At 69.9% G+C, this 20,079-nt stretch carries 14 protein-coding genes and 1 pseudogene; 10 read left to right on the forward strand and 5 right to left on the reverse strand.

Going from position 1 to position 20,079, the window contains the following annotated elements:
• Window positions 1-9: 9 nt before the first annotated feature.
• The 3 genes from ACFWM2_RS31080 to metH all read right to left on the reverse strand — a co-directional run bounded on the left by ACFWM2_RS31080 (window position 10) and on the right by metH (window position 6,356).
• A complete protein-coding gene (locus tag ACFWM2_RS31080; RefSeq protein ID WP_383286844.1) occupies window positions 10-1,608 on the reverse strand; it encodes an ABC transporter substrate-binding protein in 1,599 nt (532 codons plus the stop codon).
• A gap of 421 nt (window positions 1,609-2,029) precedes the next feature.
• Window positions 2,030-2,731: an HAD family hydrolase gene (locus ACFWM2_RS31085; protein ID WP_383286846.1), complete on the reverse strand. Its 702-nt coding sequence runs from the start codon at window positions 2,729-2,731 to the stop codon at window positions 2,030-2,032.
• 97 nt (window positions 2,732-2,828) lie between these two features.
• Window positions 2,829-6,356, reverse strand: a complete 3,528-nt coding sequence (metH, locus tag ACFWM2_RS31090; RefSeq protein WP_383286848.1) for a methionine synthase — start codon at window positions 6,354-6,356, stop codon at window positions 2,829-2,831.
• Between the two features lie 269 nt (window positions 6,357-6,625).
• Here metH and ACFWM2_RS31095 point away from each other — a divergent pair, with 269 nt between their 5' ends.
• The 9 genes from ACFWM2_RS31095 (at window position 6,626) to ACFWM2_RS31135 (ending at window position 16,912) form a co-directional block, all read left to right on the forward strand.
• The gene (locus tag ACFWM2_RS31095) at window positions 6,626-7,390 is read left to right on the forward strand and encodes an IclR family transcriptional regulator (RefSeq protein ID WP_383286850.1); all 765 of its coding nucleotides are present in this window, start codon (window positions 6,626-6,628) and stop codon (window positions 7,388-7,390) included.
• A gap of 350 nt (window positions 7,391-7,740) precedes the next feature.
• Window positions 7,741-8,535: an MIP/aquaporin family protein gene (locus ACFWM2_RS31100; protein ID WP_383286852.1), complete on the forward strand. Its 795-nt coding sequence runs from the start codon at window positions 7,741-7,743 to the stop codon at window positions 8,533-8,535.
• 103 nt (window positions 8,536-8,638) lie between these two features.
• On the forward strand, window positions 8,639-10,186 hold the full coding sequence (glpK, locus tag ACFWM2_RS31105) for a glycerol kinase GlpK (RefSeq protein ID WP_383286854.1): 1,548 nt from the start codon (window positions 8,639-8,641) through the stop codon (window positions 10,184-10,186).
• A 7-nt stretch (window positions 10,187-10,193) separates the two neighbouring features.
• Window positions 10,194-11,810, forward strand: coding sequence for an FAD-dependent oxidoreductase (locus ACFWM2_RS31110; RefSeq protein WP_383286856.1), 1,617 nt, complete (start codon window positions 10,194-10,196; stop codon window positions 11,808-11,810).
• A 125-nt stretch (window positions 11,811-11,935) separates the two neighbouring features.
• Window positions 11,936-13,054 carry an LLM class flavin-dependent oxidoreductase gene (locus ACFWM2_RS31115; RefSeq protein WP_383286858.1) on the forward strand — a complete coding sequence of 373 codons (1,119 nt, stop codon included), beginning with the start codon at window positions 11,936-11,938 and terminating at the stop codon, window positions 13,052-13,054.
• 18 nt (window positions 13,055-13,072) lie between these two features.
• Complete coding sequence (locus ACFWM2_RS31120) at window positions 13,073-14,047, forward strand: LLM class flavin-dependent oxidoreductase (RefSeq protein ID WP_383286860.1); 975 nt, start codon at window positions 13,073-13,075, stop codon at window positions 14,045-14,047.
• On the forward strand, window positions 14,044-15,102 hold the full coding sequence (locus ACFWM2_RS31125) for an LLM class flavin-dependent oxidoreductase (RefSeq protein ID WP_383286862.1): 1,059 nt from the start codon (window positions 14,044-14,046) through the stop codon (window positions 15,100-15,102). Before ACFWM2_RS31120 ends, ACFWM2_RS31125 begins: the two co-directional genes overlap by 4 nt.
• Window positions 15,103-15,347: 245 nt before the next feature.
• Complete coding sequence (locus tag ACFWM2_RS31130; RefSeq protein WP_383286864.1) at window positions 15,348-16,103, forward strand: nucleoside phosphorylase; 756 nt, start codon at window positions 15,348-15,350, stop codon at window positions 16,101-16,103.
• A 137-nt stretch (window positions 16,104-16,240) separates the two neighbouring features.
• A complete protein-coding gene (locus tag ACFWM2_RS31135; protein WP_383286866.1) occupies window positions 16,241-16,912 on the forward strand; it encodes a FadR/GntR family transcriptional regulator in 672 nt (223 codons plus the stop codon).
• Window positions 16,913-16,976: 64 nt separating this feature from the next.
• On the opposite strand, the pseudogene ACFWM2_RS31140 reads toward ACFWM2_RS31135, so the two are convergent.
• Window positions 16,977-17,314 (reverse strand): annotated as a pseudogene (locus ACFWM2_RS31140) (fuconate dehydratase); the annotation flags it as partial.
• A 247-nt stretch (window positions 17,315-17,561) separates the two neighbouring features.
• Here ACFWM2_RS31140 and ACFWM2_RS31145 point away from each other — a divergent pair.
• Complete coding sequence (locus ACFWM2_RS31145; RefSeq protein WP_383286868.1) at window positions 17,562-18,908, forward strand: PAC2 family protein; 1,347 nt, start codon at window positions 17,562-17,564, stop codon at window positions 18,906-18,908.
• 87 nt (window positions 18,909-18,995) lie between these two features.
• Here the strand turns inward: ACFWM2_RS31145 and ACFWM2_RS31150 are convergent, their stop codons facing one another.
• On the reverse strand, window positions 18,996-19,943 hold the full coding sequence (locus tag ACFWM2_RS31150) for a superoxide dismutase (protein ID WP_383286870.1): 948 nt from the start codon (window positions 19,941-19,943) through the stop codon (window positions 18,996-18,998).
• Window positions 19,944-20,079 lie beyond the last annotated feature (136 nt).

Consider the following 20,079-nt stretch of genomic DNA (forward strand, 5'->3'; position numbering starts at 1 on the left):
GTCAGCCGCTCACAGGCCGCGGCCGAGCTCCCACAGCTGAAGGGTCGAGGAGGAGTTGAGCGCCCACTCGGCTCCCGTGATGTCGTCCCGGGCGGCGATGTACTGCTTGCCCTGCCACAGCGGCAGCACCGGGACGTCGTCGGCCACGATGTCCTGGATCTCGCTGAGGCTCTTCGACGCGGTGAGGCGGTCGGCCTCGCGGCGGGACTCCGGGATCAGGGTGCCGATGATCTGGTTGTTCGTGTAGGGCGAGCCGAGGAAGTTGTCCTTGTCCAGGAACGGCGCGATGTAGTTGTCGGCGTCCGGGAAGTCGGGGAACCAGCCCATGCCGTAGACGTCGTACTTGCCCGCCTGCTCGGCCGGGCGGAACTTGTCCCAGGCCTCGCCCTTGATGTCGACCTGGAACAGGCCGCTGGCGTTGAGCTGCTTCTTCAGCACCTCGAACTCCGACTTGGTGGCCGTGCCGTAGTGGTCGGTCGTGTAGTGCAGGGTGAGCTTCACGGGGGCGGTGATGTTCGCCCGGCTCAGCAGCGACTTGGCCTTGGTGGTGCTCGGGTCGCCGTACTTGTTGAAGAACGAGTTGGAGTGGCCGGTGATGGTGGCCGGGACCAGCGAGAAGAGCGGTTCGGCCTGGGTGCCGTACACCTTGTCGATGAGTTCGCCGCGGTTGACGACCTGGGCCATGGCCTGCCGGACGGCCCTCGTCTTCACCGATGTGGCATCGGTGTTGAAGGCGAGGTAGCGGATCTCCAGACCCGGCATCTCCACGAGGTCGACGGAACCCGTCGAGTTCTTGGAGAGCTTCTGGATCTGGGCCGGCGTCATCGAGCGCGTCATCAGGTCGATGTCGCCCTTTTCCAGCGCGGTGCCCATGGTGTCGGCGCTCTCGAAGGACCGCAGCTCGACCTTGTCGTTCTTCGGCGTCAAGAGCCCCTTGTAATTGGGGTTCTTCGTGTAGACGGCATTGACGAGCTCGTTGTTCTTGACCTCGGACTCGATCGTGTAAGGACCGGAGCCGTCGACCTGGAAGCCGTCGCGCAGCTTGCCCTTCTCGTAGTCGTCGGGGTTGACGATGCCGGCGACCGGAGTCGACAGCTTGAACGGGAAGGTGGCGTCGGCCGTCTTGAGGTGGAAGATCACCTCGCGGTCGCCCTGGGTCTCGACGGTGTCGATGGTGGAGAGCAGCGCGAAGACACCGCTGTCGGCCTTGATGTTCCGTGCGCGGTCGATCGAGAACTTCACGTCCTTCGCGGTGACGGGGTCACCGTTCGAGAACTTCAGGTCCTTGCGCAGGGTGCAGGCGTACCGCTCGTTGCCGGTGTCGCTGAAGCTGCACTTCTCGGCCGCCTCGGGCTCCGGCTCGCCGTCGCCGCGCGGCTGGACCATCAGGGTCTGCACCGTCTGGCGCAGGATGTTCCAGGTGCCGACGTCGTACGCGTACGCGGGGTCGAGCGGCGCGGGGGCTTCACTGGAGGCGGTGAACCGGTCCGTGGTGCCGACGACGATCGCATCGCCGCCCTTGCTCCCGCTGTCGGAACCGCCGCAGGCGGCGAGCAGCGGGCCGAGCAGGCCGACGATCGCCGGCAGCACCAAAGTCTTGCGGTTCATGCTCGAGTTTCTCCAGAGCTGTCGAGTCCGTGTATCCGGCATGCAGGGGTGGTGCTGCGGATCACGGGGGTTGTGGCGAGGTTCTCGCGACGAGATTAGTCCGCACCGGCACGGCGCTTCACGGGTACCGGAGTTGAGTTCCCATCACGCTGCGAAACCGGGTGCGGACGCACCGAAAACCCGACAGGGGAAGGATTAGTGCAGCCTTTCATCAATCGGGACACAAGGGCACACCAAGCACCCCCGAAACACGGGACTCAGCACATTCAGTACCAGATGTCCATCCGTCGCCGAGTGGGAAACATCACAGTCTCAACTCGGTTGCCAGGCACCGGAATTCGGCCATCCGGCCGGGTTTCCAATTCGCCGCCCGGACACCGGATGATTTCCGGGTATTCGGCTCCGTACGCTGGGTGAACGCCTAGCGCATTTTCGTCATCAGACCGCGCAGAAATGACAGGTCGACCTCTTCCAGAGAGGTCACGACCGTGCGCCGGGCGGCGGGCGCGATCGGCGCCACCGAGGGTACGGCAACAACCTGGCAGCCGGCGGCCTCGGCCGCGGCGACGCCGGTCGCGGTGTCCTCGATGACCGCACATCTGGCCGGATCCGCACCGAGCCCGGCGGCGGCCAGCAGATAGGGGTCGGGGAACGGCTTGGTCCGCTCGACCTCGTCGCCGGCGACCGTCAGCGCGAAGTACTGCGGGCCGACTCCGGCCAGGATGCGGTCGATGATGCGCCGGTGCGAGGCCGAGACCAGGGCGGTGGGCACCTCGTGCGCCGCGAGCTCGGCGAGCAGTCTGGCGGCACCCGGCATCAAAGGCAGCGACCGGCCGATGCGTTCCTCGAACGCGTCGTTGAGCAGCACCGTGAGCTCGGGAAGAGCGATGTCGGCGCCGGTGGCCTCGATGAGGAAGCCGGCGCTGCGTGTCATGGGGCCGCCCACGACCACATGGCGCCACGAGTCGTCGAGCACATGACCGAGGGACGCGAAGACCTCGGCCTCGACGTCCCACCAGAAGCCCTCGGTGTCCACCAGGGTTCCGTCCATGTCGAGGAGCACGGCCTGCAGTGCTGAGCCTTCGGCCGTACGGGTTCCGAGCGCGGGGACCGTACTGGTCATCCTGGCGCACCTCCTTGAGGGACGATCAGGCCGGTTGCCTTTTCTGACACAAAGGCAACCGGCCTGCGGTGGACCGACCAGTGTACGACTTATCCGATCAGCGTGCGTTGAAGTACTTCGCCTCGGGGTGGTGGATGACGATGGCGTCGGTGGACTGTTCGGGGTGGAGCTGGAATTCCTCGGAGAGGTGGACGCCGATGCGTTCGGGCTGGAGCAGGTCGGCGATCTTGGCGCGGTCCTCCAGGTCGGGGCAGGCGCCGTAGCCGAGCGAGAACCGCGCGCCGCGGTACTTGAGCGCGAACATGTCCTCGACCTGCGAGGGGTCCTCGCCGGCGAAGCCGAGTTCGGAGCGGACCCGGGCGTGCCAGTACTCGGCGAGGGCTTCGGCGAGCTGGACGGACAGGCCGTGCAGTTCGAGGTAGTCGCGGTAGGCGTTGGCCTCGAAGAGTTTGGCGCTCTCCTCGCCGATCCGGGAGCCGACGGTGACGACCTGGAGGCCGACGACGTCCCGCTCGCCGGACTCCTCGGGGCGGAAGTAGTCGGCCAGGCACAGGTGACGGCCGCGGCGCTGGCGCGGGAAGGTGAAGCGGGTGCGTTCGCTGCCGTCGTCGTTGAGCAGGATCAGGTCGTCGCCCTTGGACACGCAGGGGAAGTAGCCGTAGACGACGGCTGCTTCCAGCAGGTTGTCGGTCTGCAGCTTGTCCAGCAGGCCGCGCAGCCTGGGCCGGCCCTCGCTCGCGACGAGTTCCTCATACGTCGCACCGTCCCCCGCGCGGGCCTGCTTGAGGCCCCACTGGCCCTTGAACAGGGCGCCCTCGTCCAGCCAGGACGCGTACTCCTTGAGCTGGATGCCCTTGATGACGCGGGTGCCCCAGAACGGCGGGGTGGGCACCGGGTTGTCGACGGCGACGTCGGAGCGGACCGGGCCCTCCTTCGGGCGTTCCTCGACGGCCGGCTGCGGGGTGGCCCGCACCCGGCGCTGCTTCAGCTCCGGCAGGACCGCCCCGGGCACCCCGCGCTTGACACCGATCAGGGCGTCCATCAGGCGCAGCCCCTCGAAGGCGTCCCGGGCGTAGCGGACTTCACCGTCGTAGATCTCGTGCAGGTCCTGCTCGACGTAGGCCCGGGTCAGGGCCGCGCCGCCGAGGATCACCGGGTAGTCGGCGGCCAGCTCACGCTGGTTGAGCTCCTCCAGGTTCTCCTTCATGATCACTGTGGACTTGACCAGCAGGCCGGACATGCCGATCACGTCCGCGCGATGCTCCTGAGCGGCATCCAAAATCGCGGACACGGGCTGCTTGATGCCGAGGTTGACCACGTTGTAGCCGTTGTTGGACAGGATGATGTCGACGAGGTTCTTACCGATGTCGTGGACGTCGCCGCGCACGGTGGCCAGCACGATGGTGCCCTTGCCGTCGTCGTCGGTCTTCTCCATGTGCGGTTCCAGATGGGCCACCGCCCTCTTCATGACCTCGGCGGACTGCAGCACGAACGGCAGCTGCATCTGCCCGGAACCGAACAGCTCACCGACCACCTTCATCCCGTCCAGCAGCGTCGCGTTGACGATGTCCAGCGCCGCACGCTCCTGCAGGGCCGCATCCAGGTCGGCCTCCAGGCCGTTCTTCTCACCGTCGATGATGCGCCGCTTGAGCCGCTCGTCCAGCGGCAGCGCGGCCAGCTCCTGCGCCTTGCCCGCCTTCAACGACTTCGTAGTGGCACCCTCGAACAGTGCCATCAGCTTCTGCAGCGGGTCATACCCCTCGGCCCGGCGGTCGTAGATCAGATCGAGGGCCGTGCTCACCTGCTCCTCATCGAAACGGGCAAGAGGCAGGATCTTGGAGGCGTGCACGATCGCCGAGTCCAGGCCCGCCTTGACACACTCGTCGAGGAACACGGAGTTCAACACGACACGGGCGGCCGGGTTGAGACCGAAGGAAATGTTGGACAGGCCCAGCGTGGTCTGCACATCCGGGTGACGCCGCTTGAGTTCACGGATCGCCCCGATGGTGGCGATGCCGTCACCCCGGGACTCCTCCTGACCCGTGCAGATCGTGAACGTCAGGGTGTCGATGAGGATGTCCGACTCGTGGATGCCCCAGTTCCCCGTCAGGTCCTCGATCAGCCGCTCGGCGATCGCCACCTTGTGCTCGACCGTGCGGGCCTGGCCCTCCTCATCGATGGTCAACGCGATCAGCGCCGCCCCGTGCTCCCGGGCCAGCCCGGTCACCTTCGCAAACCGAGACTCCGGCCCGTCCCCGTCCTCATAGTTCACCGAGTTGATGACCGCCCGACCACCGAGCTTCTCCAACCCGGCCCGCAACACCGGCACTTCAGTGGAATCCAGCACGATCGGCAACGTCGAAGCCGTCGCGAAACGCCCCGCCAGCTCCTCCATGTCCGCGACACCGTCACGACCCACGTAATCGACACACAGATCCAGCATGTGCGCGCCCTCACGGATCTGATCGCGAGCCATCTCCACACAATCGTCCCAGCGGGCCTCCAGCATCGCCTCACGGAACTTCTTCGACCCGTTCGCGTTCGTCCGCTCACCGATCGCCAAATACGCCGTGTCCTGACGAAACGGCACCGACTGATAAAGCGAAGCCGCACCCGGCTCGGGCTGGGGGGACCGCTCGGCGGGCGTGACACCCCGGACGCGCTCGACGACCTGGCGCAGGTGCTCGGGGGTCGAGCCGCAGCAGCCGCCGATCAGTGAGAGGCCGTAGTCGCGCACGAAGTTCTCCTGCGCGTCGGCCAGCTCGGACGGCGTCAGCGGGAAGTACGCGCCGTCCTTGGTCAGCACGGGCAGGCCCGCGTTCGGCATGCACATCAGCGGCGTACGCGAGTGGCGGGCCAGATAGCGCAGGTGCTCGCTCATCTCGGCCGGGCCGGTCGAGCAGTTCAGGCCGATCATGTCGATCTCGAGCGGCTCCAGGGCGGTCAGCGCCGCGCCTATCTCCGAGCCGAGCAGCATGACACCCGTGGTCTCGAAGGCGAGCGAGCAGATCAGCGGCACGTCGAGGCCGACCGCCTCCATCGCGCGGCGCGCGCCGATCAGGCTCGCCTTGGTCTGCAGCAGGTCCTGGGTGGTCTCCACGATCAGGGCGTCCGCGCCACCGGCGAGCAGGCCCTCGGCGTTCTGCTGGTAGCCGTCGCGCAGGACGTCGTACGCGATGTGGCCGAGCGAAGGCAGCTTGGTGCCCGGGCCGATCGAGCCGAGGACCCAGCGTGGGCGGCCGTCCCCGGCGCCGAACGCGTCGGCGACCTCGCGGGCGATCCGGGCCCCTGCCTCCGACAGTTCGAAGATCCGGTCGGCGATCTCGTACTCGTTCGCCGCCGAGTGGTTGGCACCGAACGTGTTCGTCTCGACGCAGTCGACACCCACCGCGAAATACGCCTCGTGGACGGAGCGGACGATGTCGGGGCGGGTGACGTTCAGGATCTCGTTGCAGCCCTCGAGGTTCTCGAAGTCCTCGAGCGTCGGATCCTGTGCCTGGAGCATCGTGCCCATCGCGCCGTCGGCCACCACCACCCTGGACGCGAGCGCCTCGCGGAGGGCATCGGTTCGGGTCCGGCTCTCTGCGGCGGCGGACGGAAGGGTCGGGCTCGGCAACGAGGCCATGGAAGGTGCTCCCTGGAGTGCGACGGCTGTCGGCTTTGCGCTTTCCATGGAGAGCGCACGCCGTCAGGGTAGCTCGGAGCGTCGCCGGACGGACGGGGCCGTCCACGGGGCGGACTGCGTTGCGTACGCGAACGCGATGCGCAGGAACGGAACACATGCCGACCGCCCATTAGCGGGAGGTCGGTGACGACCGGTAGTGTTCGACATTGCCGAACGGTGGCAGTGGAGTCGCTCCGCCGGCGGTCGAAGGGGACGGAGGCAGCACGGCGATGGCACGGAACATCCAGTCGCTCGAACGGGCGGCGGCGATGCTGCGGCTGCTCGCGGGCGGCGAGCGCCAGCTCGGCCTGTCGGACATCGCCTCCTCGCTGGGCCTGGCCAAGGGCACGGCCCACGGCATACTGCGCACCCTTCAGCAGGAGGGTTTCGTCGAGCAGGACGGGGCCTCCGGGCGGTATCAGCTGGGCGCCGAGCTGCTACGGCTGGGGACCACGTATCTCGATGTGCACGAGCTGCGGGCGCGGGCCCTGGTCTGGACGGACGACCTGGCCCGCTCCAGCGGCGAGAGCGTCTACCTGGGCGTGCTGCACCAGCAGGGCGTCCTGATCGTGCACCACGTCTTCCGGCCCGACGACAGCCGTCAGGTGCTCGAGGTCGGCGCCATGCAGCCGCTGCACTCCACGGCGCTGGGCAAGGTCCTGTCGGCCTACGACCCGGTGGCGCACAGCGAGGTCCTGGAGGCCGAGCGCAAGGCGTTCACGGCCCGTACGGTCAGCGAGCTGGAACAGTTCGAGGGCGTGCTCGACCTGACCCGCGCGCGCGGGTACGCGGACGACGTCGAGGAGACCTGGACGGGCGTCGCGTCGGTCGCCGCCCCCATCCACAACCGGCGGCGGATGCCGGTCGGCGCGGTGGGCATCACCGGGGCCGTGGAGCGGGTCTGCAAGGACGGGGAGCTGCGCCCCGAGCTCATCGCGGCGGTGCGGGACTGCGCCCGCTCGGTGTCACGGGATCTGGGCGCCGGCCGGTTCTGAGGCCGGCGCGCCGCATACGGAAGGGCCGGGGCGTCAGGGGCGCCCCGGCCCTTCGTCGTACGGGCTCGGCGGGCATCGTGGAACCCTCCCGCGGGCTCGGCGGACCGGCTCAAGATCGATAACACACGGCACTCAATAACGATCGTGTTTTCGATAACAGAACCCTTGACGAGCTGGTCACACCGGGACAAGACTCCCGTCCATCGGTCGGCATTGTCGAACACCTATCGGCATAACGCGTTAGAGTGTGACAGCGCCAAGGGCCGAGCCGCTCTCATCTCCCGAGAGCACGAACCACCGGAGGGACCCGGGGTTCGGCTTCCCCTGGACGAAGGACAAAGGAGTCGCGGGTGTCCAGCTCCGACATCTTCATCGGCGAGACCATCGGTACCGCCATACTCATCCTGCTCGGCGGCGGTGTCTGCGCCGCCGTCACGCTGAAGGCCTCCAAGTCACGGAACGCCGGCTGGCTCGCCATCGCCTTCGGGTGGGGCTTCGCGGTGCTCACGGCCGTCTACACCTCGGCGCCCCTCTCGGGCGCCCACCTGAACCCGGCCGTGACGCTCGCACTCGCAATCAAGGACGGCGGCTGGGACAACGTGCCGCTGTACTGGGGCGGACAGCTGCTGGGCGCCATGATCGGTGCCACGCTGGTCTGGGTCGCCTACTACGGCCAGTTCCAGGCGCACCTGACCGACCGCGAGATCGTCGGCGGCCCGGACGCGCAGGACACCACGGCCAAGGCCGTGGAGGCGCAGGAGACCGGCGCGGGACCCGTGCTCGGCATCTTCTCCACCGGTCCGGAGATCCGCAACGCGGTGCAGAACCTCGCCACGGAGATCATCGGCACGGTCGTCCTGGTGCTCGCGGTCCTCACCCAGGGCCTGAACGACAAGGGCAACGGCCTCGGCACCCTGGGCGCCCTCGTCACCGCGCTCGTCGTCGTCAGCATCGGCCTCTCGCTCGGTGGCCCGACGGGCTACGCGATCAACCCGGCCCGCGACCTCGGCCCGCGCATCGTGCACGCCCTGCTCCCCCTGCCCAACAAGGGTGGTTCCGACTGGAGCTACGCCTGGATCCCGGTCGCCGGTCCGCTCATCGGCGGTGCGATCGCAGCAGGCATATACAACGTCGCCTTCGCTTGACAGCACCGCTTCGGCGCACCGCCTCACCGCAGCGCCGACAAGCACCGCACAGCACCGCGCCGTGGACCCGGCCCCCTTCATACGGAACTTTCAGGAGCACACCGTGACCGACGCACACACCGCCGGCCCCTTCATCGCCGCGATCGACCAGGGCACGACGTCGAGCCGCTGCATCGTCTTCGACCGGGACGGCCGCATCGTCTCCGTCGACCAGAAGGAGCACGAGCAGATCTTCCCGAAGCCGGGCTGGGTCGAGCACAACGCCACCGAGATCTGGACCAACGTCGAGGAGGTCGTCGCCTCGGCCATCGAGAAGGCCGGCATCACCCGCGACGACATCAAAGCCATCGGCATCACCAACCAGCGCGAGACCACGCTGCTGTGGGACAAGAACACCGGTGAGCCCGTACACAACGCGCTCGTCTGGCAGGACACCCGCACCGACGCCCTCTGCAAGGAACTCGGCCGCAACGTCGGCCAGGACCGCTTCCGCCGGGAGACCGGCCTGCCGCTCGCCTCGTACTTCGCGGGGCCCAAGGCCCGCTGGCTGCTCGACAACGTCGAGGGCCTGCGCGAGCGCGCCGAGGCCGGCGACATCCTCTTCGGCACGATGGACAGCTGGGTCATCTGGAACCTCACCGGCGGAGTCAACGGCGGCAAGCACGTCACCGACGTCACCAACGCCTCCCGCACCATGCTGATGAACCTGCACACGCTGGCCTGGGACGAGAAGATCGCCGAGTCGATCGGCGTCCCGATGGCGATGCTGCCGGAGATCCGCTCCTCCGCCGAGGTGTACGGCGAGATCACCGGCGGCAAGCTCGGTGACCTGCTCGGCGGCATCCCGGTCGCCTCCGCGCTCGGTGACCAGCAGGCGGCCCTGTTCGGCCAGACCTGTTTCAGCGAGGGCGAGGCCAAGTCCACGTACGGCACCGGCACCTTCATGCTGATGAACACCGGCGACAAGATCATCAACTCGTACAGCGGGCTGCTGACCACGGTGGGCTACCGGATCGGCGAGCAGGCACCGGTGTACGCCCTGGAGGGCTCGATCGCCGTCACCGGTTCGCTGGTGCAGTGGATGCGCGACCAGATGGGCCTGATCAAGTCCGCCGCCGAGATCGAGACGCTCGCGTCCTCGGTCGAGGACAACGGCGGCGCGTACTTCGTGCCGGCCTTCTCCGGTCTGTTCGCCCCGTACTGGCGCCCGGACGCCCGCGGGGTGATCACCGGTCTCACCCGGTACGTCACCAAGGCGCACATCGCGCGCGCCGTCCTGGAGGCCACGGCCTGGCAGACCCGTGAGATCAGCGACGCCATGACGAAGGACTCCGGCGTCGAGCTCACGGCCCTCAAGGTCGACGGCGGCATGACCTCCAACAACCTGCTGATGCAGACCCTGGCCGACGTCCTGGACGCCCCCGTGGTGCGCCCGATGGTCGCCGAGACCACCTGCCTCGGCGCCGCCTACGCCGCCGGCCTCGCCGTCGGCTTCTGGACCAACACCGAAGACCTGCGCGCCAACTGGCGTCGGGCCGCGGAATGGACCCCGAACATGGCCGCGGAGACCCGCGACCGTGAGTACAAGAGCTGGCTCAAGGCCGTCGAGCGGTCCATGGGTTGGCTCGATGAGAACTCTGTCGAGGAGTAAGACCAGCATGACCAGTCAAGCCACCCTGCAGACCGTGCCTGCCCTCGGTACGCACCCGGCCTCCGGCTCCACCCCGAGCCGGGCCGAGACCCGGGAGCAGCTTTCCAAGGCGACGTACGACCTCCTCGTCATCGGCGGCGGCATCCTGGGCATCTCCACCGCCTGGCACGCCGCGCAGTCCGGCCTCAGGGTGGCCCTGGTCGATGCCGGCGACTTCGCCGGCGCCACGTCCTCCGCCTCCTCCAAGCTTCTGCACGGCGGTCTGCGCTATCTGCAGACCGGCGCGGTGAAGCTGGTGGCGGAGAACCACTTCGAGCGGCGCGCGGTCTCCCGTCAGGTGGCCCCCCACCTGGCGAACCCGCTGACCTTCTACCTCCCCGTGTACAAGGGCGGGCCGCACGGCGCCGCGAAGCTCGGTGCGGGTGTGTTCGCGTACTCCGCACTGTCCGGCTTCGGTGACGGTGTCGGGCACCTGCTGTCCCCCGGCAAGGCGCAGCAGGACGTGCCGGAGCTGCGCACCGAGAACCTGAAGGCCGTGGCCGTGTATGGCGACGACCAGATGAACGACGCGCGCATGGCGCTCATGACGGTCCGCGCGGCCGTCGAGTCCGGCGCCGTCGTGCTCAACCACGCCGAGGTCACCGGCCTGCGCTTCACCGAGGGCCGGGTCACGGGCGCGGAGCTCAAGGACCGTACGACCGGTGACGAGTTCGGGGTCAGTGCGCGTCTCGTGCTGAACGCCACCGGCCCCTGGGTCGATCACCTGCGCAGGATGGAGGACCCGAACGCGGCGCCGTCCATCCGTCTGTCGAAGGGCGCGCACCTGGTCCTCAGGCGCACCTCCCCCTGGAAGGCCGCGCTGGCCACCCCGATCGACAAGTACCGCATCACCTTCGCCCTCCCCTGGGAGGACATGCTGCTGCTCGGCACGACCGACGAGGAGTACGAGGGCGACCCGGGCGAGGTCGCGGTCACCGAGAAGGACACCGCGCAGATCCTGGACGAGGCCGCGTTCTCCGTCCGCGACCAGCAGCTGTCCCGCGATCTGATCACGTACTCCTTCGCCGGTCTGCGTGTGCTGCCGGGCGGCCCGGGCGCCACGTCGAAGGCCAAGCGCGAGACGGTCGTCACGGAGGGCCGGGGCGGGATGCTGTCCGTCGCGGGCGGCAAGTGGACCACCTTCCGGCACATCGGCCGTACGGTCATGAAGCAGCTGGAGGCGCTGCCGGGCCGCCCGCTGGGCGAGGACTTCGAGCCGGTCTCCGCGCTGCCGAAGAAGCTGCCGCTGCCGGGTGTCGCCAATCCCCGTGCCGTGGCGCACCGGCTCCTGGTCGACGGTCCGGCTCCCGGCCCGCGGATGGGGGCCGACACCGCCCGGCACCTGGCCACGCACTACGGTTCGCTGGCCTTCGACATCGCGCGCCTCGCGAACGAGAACCCCGAGCTGGGCGAGCGCGTCCACCCGGACGCCCCGGAGATCTGGGCGCAGGTCGTCTACGCCCGGGACAACGAGTGGGCCGAGACGGCGGACGACGTGCTGCGCCGCCGTACGACGCTGACGATCCGCGGTCTGGCCACGGACGAGGTCCGCGGCAAGGTGCAGGACCTGCTCGACAAGAAGTAGGCGAGCGGACACGGGTGACGGGGCGGCTCCCACGGGGAGCCGCCCCTTCCGTCTCTTCCGGGCCGCCGGGCGCGCTGCCACACCGCGTACATACGCCCGCAATGTCCCGGAGCGAGAGTGGGAGGATGCCTCCGGTTCCCCTCTCGGTACTCGATCTTGTCCCTGTCAGCTCCGGATCGGACGCTCCGACCGCGCTGCGCAATGCCGTCGAACTGGCCCGCGCGGCCGAGGAGTTCGGCTATCGCCGCTACTGGCTGGCCGAGCATCATCTCAACCCCGGCGTCGCCGGATCCGTGCCCGCGCTGGTGATCCAGGCGGTGGCGCAGGCGACCCACGACATCCGGGTGGGTTCGGGAGCCGTGCTGCTCGGGCATCAGACTCCGCTGTCCGTGGTGGAGCAGTTCGGGATCCTGGACGCGCTGTACCCGGGCCGCATCGACCTGGGTCTCGGGCGGTCGGGGCGGCCCCGGGCGGCTCCCCCGGCGCCCGCCTCGACCGAGGGCACCTTCACGGACGAGGGTCTGTATCTCCCGCCCCGCTTCACGGGGTTCGCCCAGCTGCTCAAGTCGCCGCGTTTCCGGCTCCAGTTGGGACTGCTTCAGCAGCCGGGCGCGCAGGCCCCCGGGTACGAGGAGCAGATCGCCGACATTCTGGCGCTGCTGGCGGGGACCTACGCCGACGAGGACGGCACCGCGGCCCGTCCGGTGCCGGGCGCGGGCGCGGCTGTCGAGGTGTGGATCCTCGGCAGCAGCGCGGGTGAGAGCGCCGAGGTGGCGGGGGCACGGGGGCTGCCGTTCGCGGCCAACTACCACGTGTCGCCCGCGTCCGTGCTCGAGGCGGTGGAGGCGTACCGCGCGGCCTTCCGGCCTTCCGAGGCGCTCGCGGAACCGTATGTCGCCGTCTCCGCCGATGTGGTGGTCGGGCCCGACGACGAGACGGCACGGCGGCTCGCCGCCGGGTACGCGCCCTGGGTGCGGTCCATCCGCAGCGGCGAGGGCGCGATTCCGTTCCCGACGCCCGAGGAGGCGTCCGCGCACCAATGGACCGACGAGGACCGGGAGTTGGTCGCGGACCGCGTCGACACCCAGTTCGTGGGTGCGCCCGAGACGGTCACCGAGCGGCTGAACGTCCTCCAGCAGGCGACCGGCGCGGACGAGCTGGTCGTCACCACCATCACGCACCAGCACGCCGACCGGGTGCGCTCGTACGAACTGCTCGCGCACGCCTGGCAGAAGCAGGCCTGACGGACTCGGGAGAACGCAATGAGCCGACTGATACTGGGCGTCGCCCTCGACGGCCGGGGTGTACACCCGGCCGCCCCCGGCGAACCGCCCACGGTGGAGGAGTTCATACGGCTGGTGCGGCGCTCGGAGGCGGCACTGCTGGACTTCGTCACCCTCGAGGACGGGCCGGGGCGGCTGGACTCCGCCCTGCTGCTCACCGTCGCCGCACGGGAGACCGCGCGCATCGGGCTGGTGCCGCTGGGGCCGGCGCTGGGGCAGCCCGCCGCGTACGCGGCCCGGTTCGCCACCCTCGATCTGCTCAGCGGGGGCAGGGCGGGCGTACGGCCCCGCATCGCGGCGGACGACATAGAGCACGAGCGGATCCTGGCGATCCTCGGGACGCCCGAGGGCGATCGTCGGGTGGCCGAACTCTTCGACAGGGCAGCCGAGTTCCTGCGCCGGGTCGGGCTGGAGTGGGACAAGGCCGAGCCGTCGTCGGCGGCGCCGCAGGGCCGCCCGCCGTTCATCTCCCTCGCGCACGACACCGTCCCGTACCGCTTCGCGGCCCGGCGCTCCGACGTCGTGATCGTCACGCCCGCCGACGCCGGAGAACTGCGCGCCACACGTGCCGAGGTCGACCGGCTCGCCGCCGAGGAGGGGCGCACCCTGAAGGTCCTCGCCGATCTGAACGTGATCCTGGCCCCGAGCGACGGCGCGGCCGCCGAGCGCCTCGCGGATCTCGAGGACGCGGCCGGCGGCCCGTTCGAGTCCGACGCCGGGATCTTCCACGGGACCCCGGAGGGTCTGGCCGGCCTGATCGAGGAGTGGCACCACGAGGGCGGCGCCGACGGCTTCCGGATCCGTCCGGCCGTGCTGCCGCTCGACCTGAACGCGCTGGTGGACCGCACGGTTCCCGAGCTGATCAGGCGCGGGCTGTTCCGGTCCGCCTACGAGACCCGTACGCTGCGCGGCCATCTGGGCCTCGCGGCCGTCACCCCCGAAGGGACGTCATGAAGTTCCAGGTGCTCTCGATCATCAGTCACGCCCCGCACCCGCTGACCGGTGAACTCCTCTCCCCCGCCGACCGGTTGGCCGAGGTGGTCGAGGTCGGCGTGGCGGCGGAGCGGTCCGGCTTTGACGCCTACGCGATCGGCGAGCGGCATGCCGGCCCGTTCCTGTCGTCCGGACCGACGGTGATCCTGGGCGCGCTGGCGACGCGTACCAGCCGGATCAAACTGCTCACCGGCGTCACCGTGGTCGCGATCCTCGACCCGGTGCGGGTCGCCGAGGACTACGCGACGCTCGACCAACTCTCGCGGGGGCGCATCGAGTTGGTGATCGGAAAGGGCGCGGAGGCCGGTCACTTCGATCTCTTCGGGCTCGACGAGGAGCGGCAGTGGGACCTCCAGAAGGAGAAGTACGAACTGCTGCGCAGGCTGTGGAGCGAGGAGAACGTCGACTGGGAAGGTGAGTTCAGGCCGGCGCTGAAGAACGTGACCACCGTGCCGCGGCCCTACGACGGGCCCCCGCGCGTCTGGCACGGTTCGGCGACCTCCCTCAACTCCCCCGAGCTGGCGGCCAAGCACGGCGATCCGCTGTTCACGGCCAACGCCATCCAGCCGCGCGCCGCGTACGCCCGGCTGATCGAGCACTACCGGGAGCGGTTCGAGGCGTACGGGCACGATCCGGCGCACGCCCATGTCGCGGCGGGCTCGGGCGGGCTGCTGATCGCCGACACGCACGAGCAGGCGGTGGCCCGGTACAAGGACCTGTACGAGGCGAAGGTGCGGCAGGCCTTCCGGCCGCACCTGGAGGGCAAGACGGGCTACAACACGCCCTTCCGCACGATCGAGGACGCCATCGCGGACGGCCCCCAGCTCATCGGATCGCCCCAGCAGATCATCGACAAGATCCTCGGATATCACGAGGTGTACCGGCACGACCTCCAGTCGATCACCGTGGACGGCTTCGGGCAGTCGACGGGCGAGCAGATCGAGACGTTGCAGCGCTTCCAGGAGGAGATCGCACCGGTGGTGCGGCGGGAGGCGCCGAGCTCGCTCTGGGAGTAGGCGGGATCGCGGGGAGGACGCGGGGCGGGCCCGGGATCGGGGTTCACCGGGCGGCGGGGTCGTTGACGGTTGGCTGTCGACAGTCGGCGGCTGGCGGCTGGCGGCTGGCGGCTGCGTACGATCCTTGAGGTGCAGGGCACGCTCGACGCTCCGTCACCGGCCGGGCGCGACGCTTCTCGTTCGGTGCCCGCTCTCCGACGCCGGCCGTGCGCCGGCCTCGGACCCCGCACCACGGGAGTCGCCGCATGCCGCAGCACCTGCAGTCCGTCACCCGCATACCCCGGACCGGTCTGCCGCCGCGCGCCCTGGTCGTCGGCGACCCGGCGCGTGCCGCGGTCGTCGCCGCGCTGCTCGACGGCGCCGAGGAGGTCTCGTACCACCGCGAATACCGTGTTTTCCAGGGGAGTTGGAAGGGTCTGCCGGTCACCGTCGCCTCGCACGGCATCGGGGCGCCCGGCGCGATCCTGCTCTTCCAGGAGCTGGCCGACGCGGGCGTGCGGACCTGTCTGCGGCTCGGTACGGCGGGGGCGATGCGACCGGGGATCGGTGACGGCGATCTGGTCATCGCCGAGGCGGCCGTCCGGGACGACGGGGTGACCCAGCAGTTGCTGCCGCCCGAGTACCCGGCGGTCTCGGCCCCCGAGGCGGTGTTCGCGCTCCAGCGCGCGGCCCGCGAGGCCGGCGCCCCGCACCACCGGGGCATCGTGTGGACCCGGGCCGCCTTCCAGCCGGGGCTGATCCCGCTCACCGCGTACGACCGGGCCGGGCTCGTGGCGATCGAGATGGAGTTGTCGGCACTGCTGGTGACGGCCTCGCTGCGGGGGCTGGTGGCGGGCGGGGTGCTCGTGGTGGACGGGACGAACGCGGACGAACTGGTTGACGCGGACACACCCTTCTCGACCAGCGGCTACGATCCCCACCGTGATGTCGTGGCCGCGGGCGTGGAGCGCGGCGCCGTGGTTTCGCTGGAGGCGCTGCGCCTGCTGGCCGAGGACACCTGAGCGCGTACGCGGTCCGCGGTCCGGGGCCTGCCGGCCGCGGGCGTCCGGCGGCTGACATCGGACTTTGTGCCCCGTTCAAGGGCTGAACCCCCATAATGACGTGAGACATCGGATGTCTGAACGAGGGAGGCCCCGCCATGGCAGTCACCGATGAGGCGATCGAGAAGATCAAGGGAATGATCGTCTCCGGCTCACTGCGGCCCGGTGACCGGCTTCCCAAGGAGAGCGAGCTCGCCGCCGAGCTCGGGCTGTCCCGCAACTCCCTGCGCGAGGCCGTGCGGGCGCTGTCACTCATCCGCATCCTCGATGTGCGGCAGGGCGACGGCACGTATGTGACCAGCCTCGATCCGCAACTGCTGCTGGAGGCGCTGAGCTTCGTCGTGGACTTCCACCGCGACGACACCGTCCTGGAGTTCCTGGCGGTGCGCCGCATCCTGGAGCCGGCCGGGACGGCAATGGCGGCCTCGCGCATCAGCGAACAGCAACTGGACGCCCTGACCGCCCAGTTGGACGCGCTCGGCGCCGCGCCCTCGGTGGAGGAACTCGTCGCCTGCGACCTGGAGTTCCACCGGGGCATCGTGCAGAGCTCCGGGAACTCGGTGCTGTGCTCCCTGCTCGACGGTCTCTCCGGGCCCACCACCCGGGCCCGGATCTGGCGGGGTCTGACCCAGGAGGACGCGGTCAGCCGTACGCTGCACGAGCATCGCGCGATCATCGCCGCCCTGCGCGACCGGGACGCGGAAGCCGCCCGGTCCTGGGCCACCGTGCACATCGCGAGCGTGGAGCAGTGGCTGCGCTCGACCCTGTAGCGCGAGCACGGCCGCCGGTCCTGCTGCTCGCCGCCGGCGACTCCTGGCCGAGCCCGCCGGGTGTCGCGCCCGCCGCCACGTGCATCACGCCCCTCTCGCCCGGCCGGCGCAGCTGCGAGTCGTGCGTGACGGTGAGGTGGACGGCGGACAGATCGGCGGCGGTACGCGGCACCGGGCGTCCCACGAGGTACGGGTGCAGGGTCGCGGTTGCCGCCGTCACGACGTCGTTTCCGCGGCCGACGGTGAAGCTGAAGCCGTACCCCGCGAGCCATCGGAGGTGTGGAGCACCAGACAGGCCGCCAAGCAGTCCGAAACCGGGTTCACCGCGTCCGAGCCGCCCAGCCCCTCCGACGTGGGAAATCGCACGTCGTGTACCTCGAAGCCGGTCACGGTCTCATTCATGCGTGCCCCTTGTCGCTCACCGAACATCGGACCTCTCGGGGGCATCCGTCGCATTTCGCGCGCCTACGACAACGTCCAGGGCTCTTGGCGAAGTTGGCCCGGGACAGCTCGGATGACTGAGGGGTGTTCCGGGGTGGTGTACGGGGCAGTCATCCGTTCATCCCTCCGTGCGAGGGGGCTGCGGAGGCGCCCGGCGCACGCCGTAAGGTTGGGACGTACGCGAGGGCACGTCGGAAGGAGGCGCTGGGTGATCGAGCTGGAGGGGGTTCCCGAGCTGATCGACCCAGTCATGGTGGCCGCGTTCGAGGGCTGGAACGACGCCGGCGACGCCGCCTCCGCCGCGGTCGCGCACCTGGACAGGGAGTGGAAGGGCGATGTGTTCGCGGCGCTCGACGCCGAGGACTACTACGACTTCCAGGTCAACCGCCCCACCGTGTGGCTGGACGGCGGCGTACGCAAGATCACCTGGCCGACGACACGTCTGTCGGTGGTCCGGGTGGGCGGCGAGAAGCCGCGTGACCTGGTGCTGGTCCGGGGCATCGAGCCGTCGATGCGCTGGCGCTCGTTCTGCAACGAGATCCTTGCCTTCGCCCATGAGCTGGGCGTCGAGCTGGTCGTCATCCTGGGCGCGCTCCTCGGAGACACCCCGCACACCCGTCCGGTACCGGTCAGCGGGGTCACTTCCGACGCGGACCTGGCCCGCACCATGGACCTGGAGGAGACCAAGTACGAGGGCCCCACGGGGATCGTCGGCATTCTCCAGGAGGCGTGCACGCACGCGGGCGTTCCGGCGGTGTCGCTGTGGGCGGCCGTTCCGCACTACGTCTCGCAACCGCCGAACCCGAAGGCGACCCTCGCCCTTCTGAACCGCCTCGAGGACCTGATCGACCTGCGCATTCCGCTGGGCGAGCTGCCCGAGGACGCGCGGGCCTGGCAGCTGGGCGTCGACCAGCTGGCCGCCGAGGACAGTGAGGTCGCCGAGTACGTGCAGACGCTGGAGGAGGCCCGGGACACCGCCGAGCTGCCCGAGGCGTCGGGTGAAGCCATCGCTCGCGAGTTCGAGCGCTATCTGCGACGGCGGGACGGCAGCGGCCCCACGCCACCGCCCGGGAGCCATGCGACCGAGAGCGGCGAGTCCGCCACCTTCCTGCGCGACACTCCGGGTGGCCGTACCCGGCCCAAGCCGCAGCGGCCCGACGCCGAGGGCGGGAGCGGCTCCGGGGTCTCGGCCGACGCCGGCGACGACGGGACCGAGGGACCCGTGGGGTCCGAGGGATCCGCGGACTCTCCGGAGGCCCCGGGTTCCGGGGAACCTCGGGAGACCTCCGGGCCACCGGGGCCGCCGGCCTTCTCGGACTCCTCCGACGCGCCGAGGACTTCGGGGACCTCGAAGCCTTCCGAGGCCGCCGCGGACACCTCGAACCCTTCGGACACCTCGGATGCCTCGGACACCTCCGGCGGCTCCGAAGCGCCTGACGGGCCCGACGGTGGTCCCGAGTCCTCCGGCTCATCGGACGCTCCTGGCTCCTCCGGCCCATCGGGGCCCCCGAAGTCGTCGGGGGCCCCGGAGCCTCCGGAGTCCTCGGACAACTGAACCGACAGGGGCGGTGCGCACGACGCGCACCGCCCCTCGGCCATCGCCCCGCCGGGTCCGCCCGTCGGACCTGGCCGGACTCGCCCGTCAGACCTGGTCCACCGCCACCACGTCGTACTCCGTGTCCGGCGTCGGCTCGACGTCGAAGCGGGCGTTCGGCAGATAGAGCCGCTCGCCCCACGCGGCGACCGTCGTCGGGATACGGAAGCGCGGGTCGGTGATCCGGGCGATCGCCGTGCCCTTGGTGCCGGCCGCGTTCAGCCGGAAGACGTCGATCTGGTTCAGCTGCTGCTGCACGGCGTAGAGCGTGCGGCCGAGGAGCAACAGGCCGTCCCCGTACGGCAGTCGGGCGCTCCCCAGGTCCACGGCACGCGCCACGCCCGTACGCGGGTCGACGCGCATCAGCCCGCCGCCGCCCGCGACCGCGTTGACCACGAGCAGCGCACTGCCGTCGGGCGTGCGCTCGATGCCGTTGGCCGTGAAGTCCGGGCCCTGCTCCCAGTCGCCGGTCAGCGGCAGGGTCGTCACCTCGCCGGGCTCGCCGTGTGCACCGAGGGCGAGCCCGTAGAGCTGCGCCTGGTACGAGTCGGTGAACCAGGCGGAGCCCGGTGTGACGATCACGTCGTTCACGAACAGGCCGCCGACGGCGTACACCCTCTCGACCTCGCCGCTGCGGGCGTCGACCGTGCGCAGCTCACCGCTCACGCCACCGGCGAGGAAGAGCCGGCCGCGCCGGTCGGTCTTCAGCCCCACGGTGGGATGCCCGGCGCCGAGGCCCTTGCTGATGACGCCGCCGCGCCCGGTGGCGAGGCTCGCGCGGTAGATGTCGCCGTTCGCGAGCGACCCGAAGTACGCGAACGGGGTGGTGCCGATGGCTATGCCCTCGGGCTGAAAGCCGTTGGGCAGGGGGAATTGGGCGGGCCCTGGCTCTCCCGCCGCGTGGGCGGTGCCCCCTGCCGTGCCGCCCAGAACTACCGCGCCTCCCAGTGCCGCGGCTGTCGTGAGGAGTCTTCTACGTGCGAAGGAACGGTCCATGAAGCGTCCTTACGCAAAGGGCCGAGTCGAGCTCGGCCAATGGTCAACAGACGCTTCCACCCCATCACATGACGCATGCCACGGCAGCCTTTGGCCGGTTTGCGGCGTGACATCTGTTTCAGGTCGGATTGCCCAG

Origin of the sequence: Streptomyces sp. NPDC058371 (genome assembly GCF_042723265.1) — a bacterium.
GTDB lineage: Bacteria > Actinomycetota > Actinomycetes > Streptomycetales > Streptomycetaceae > Streptomyces.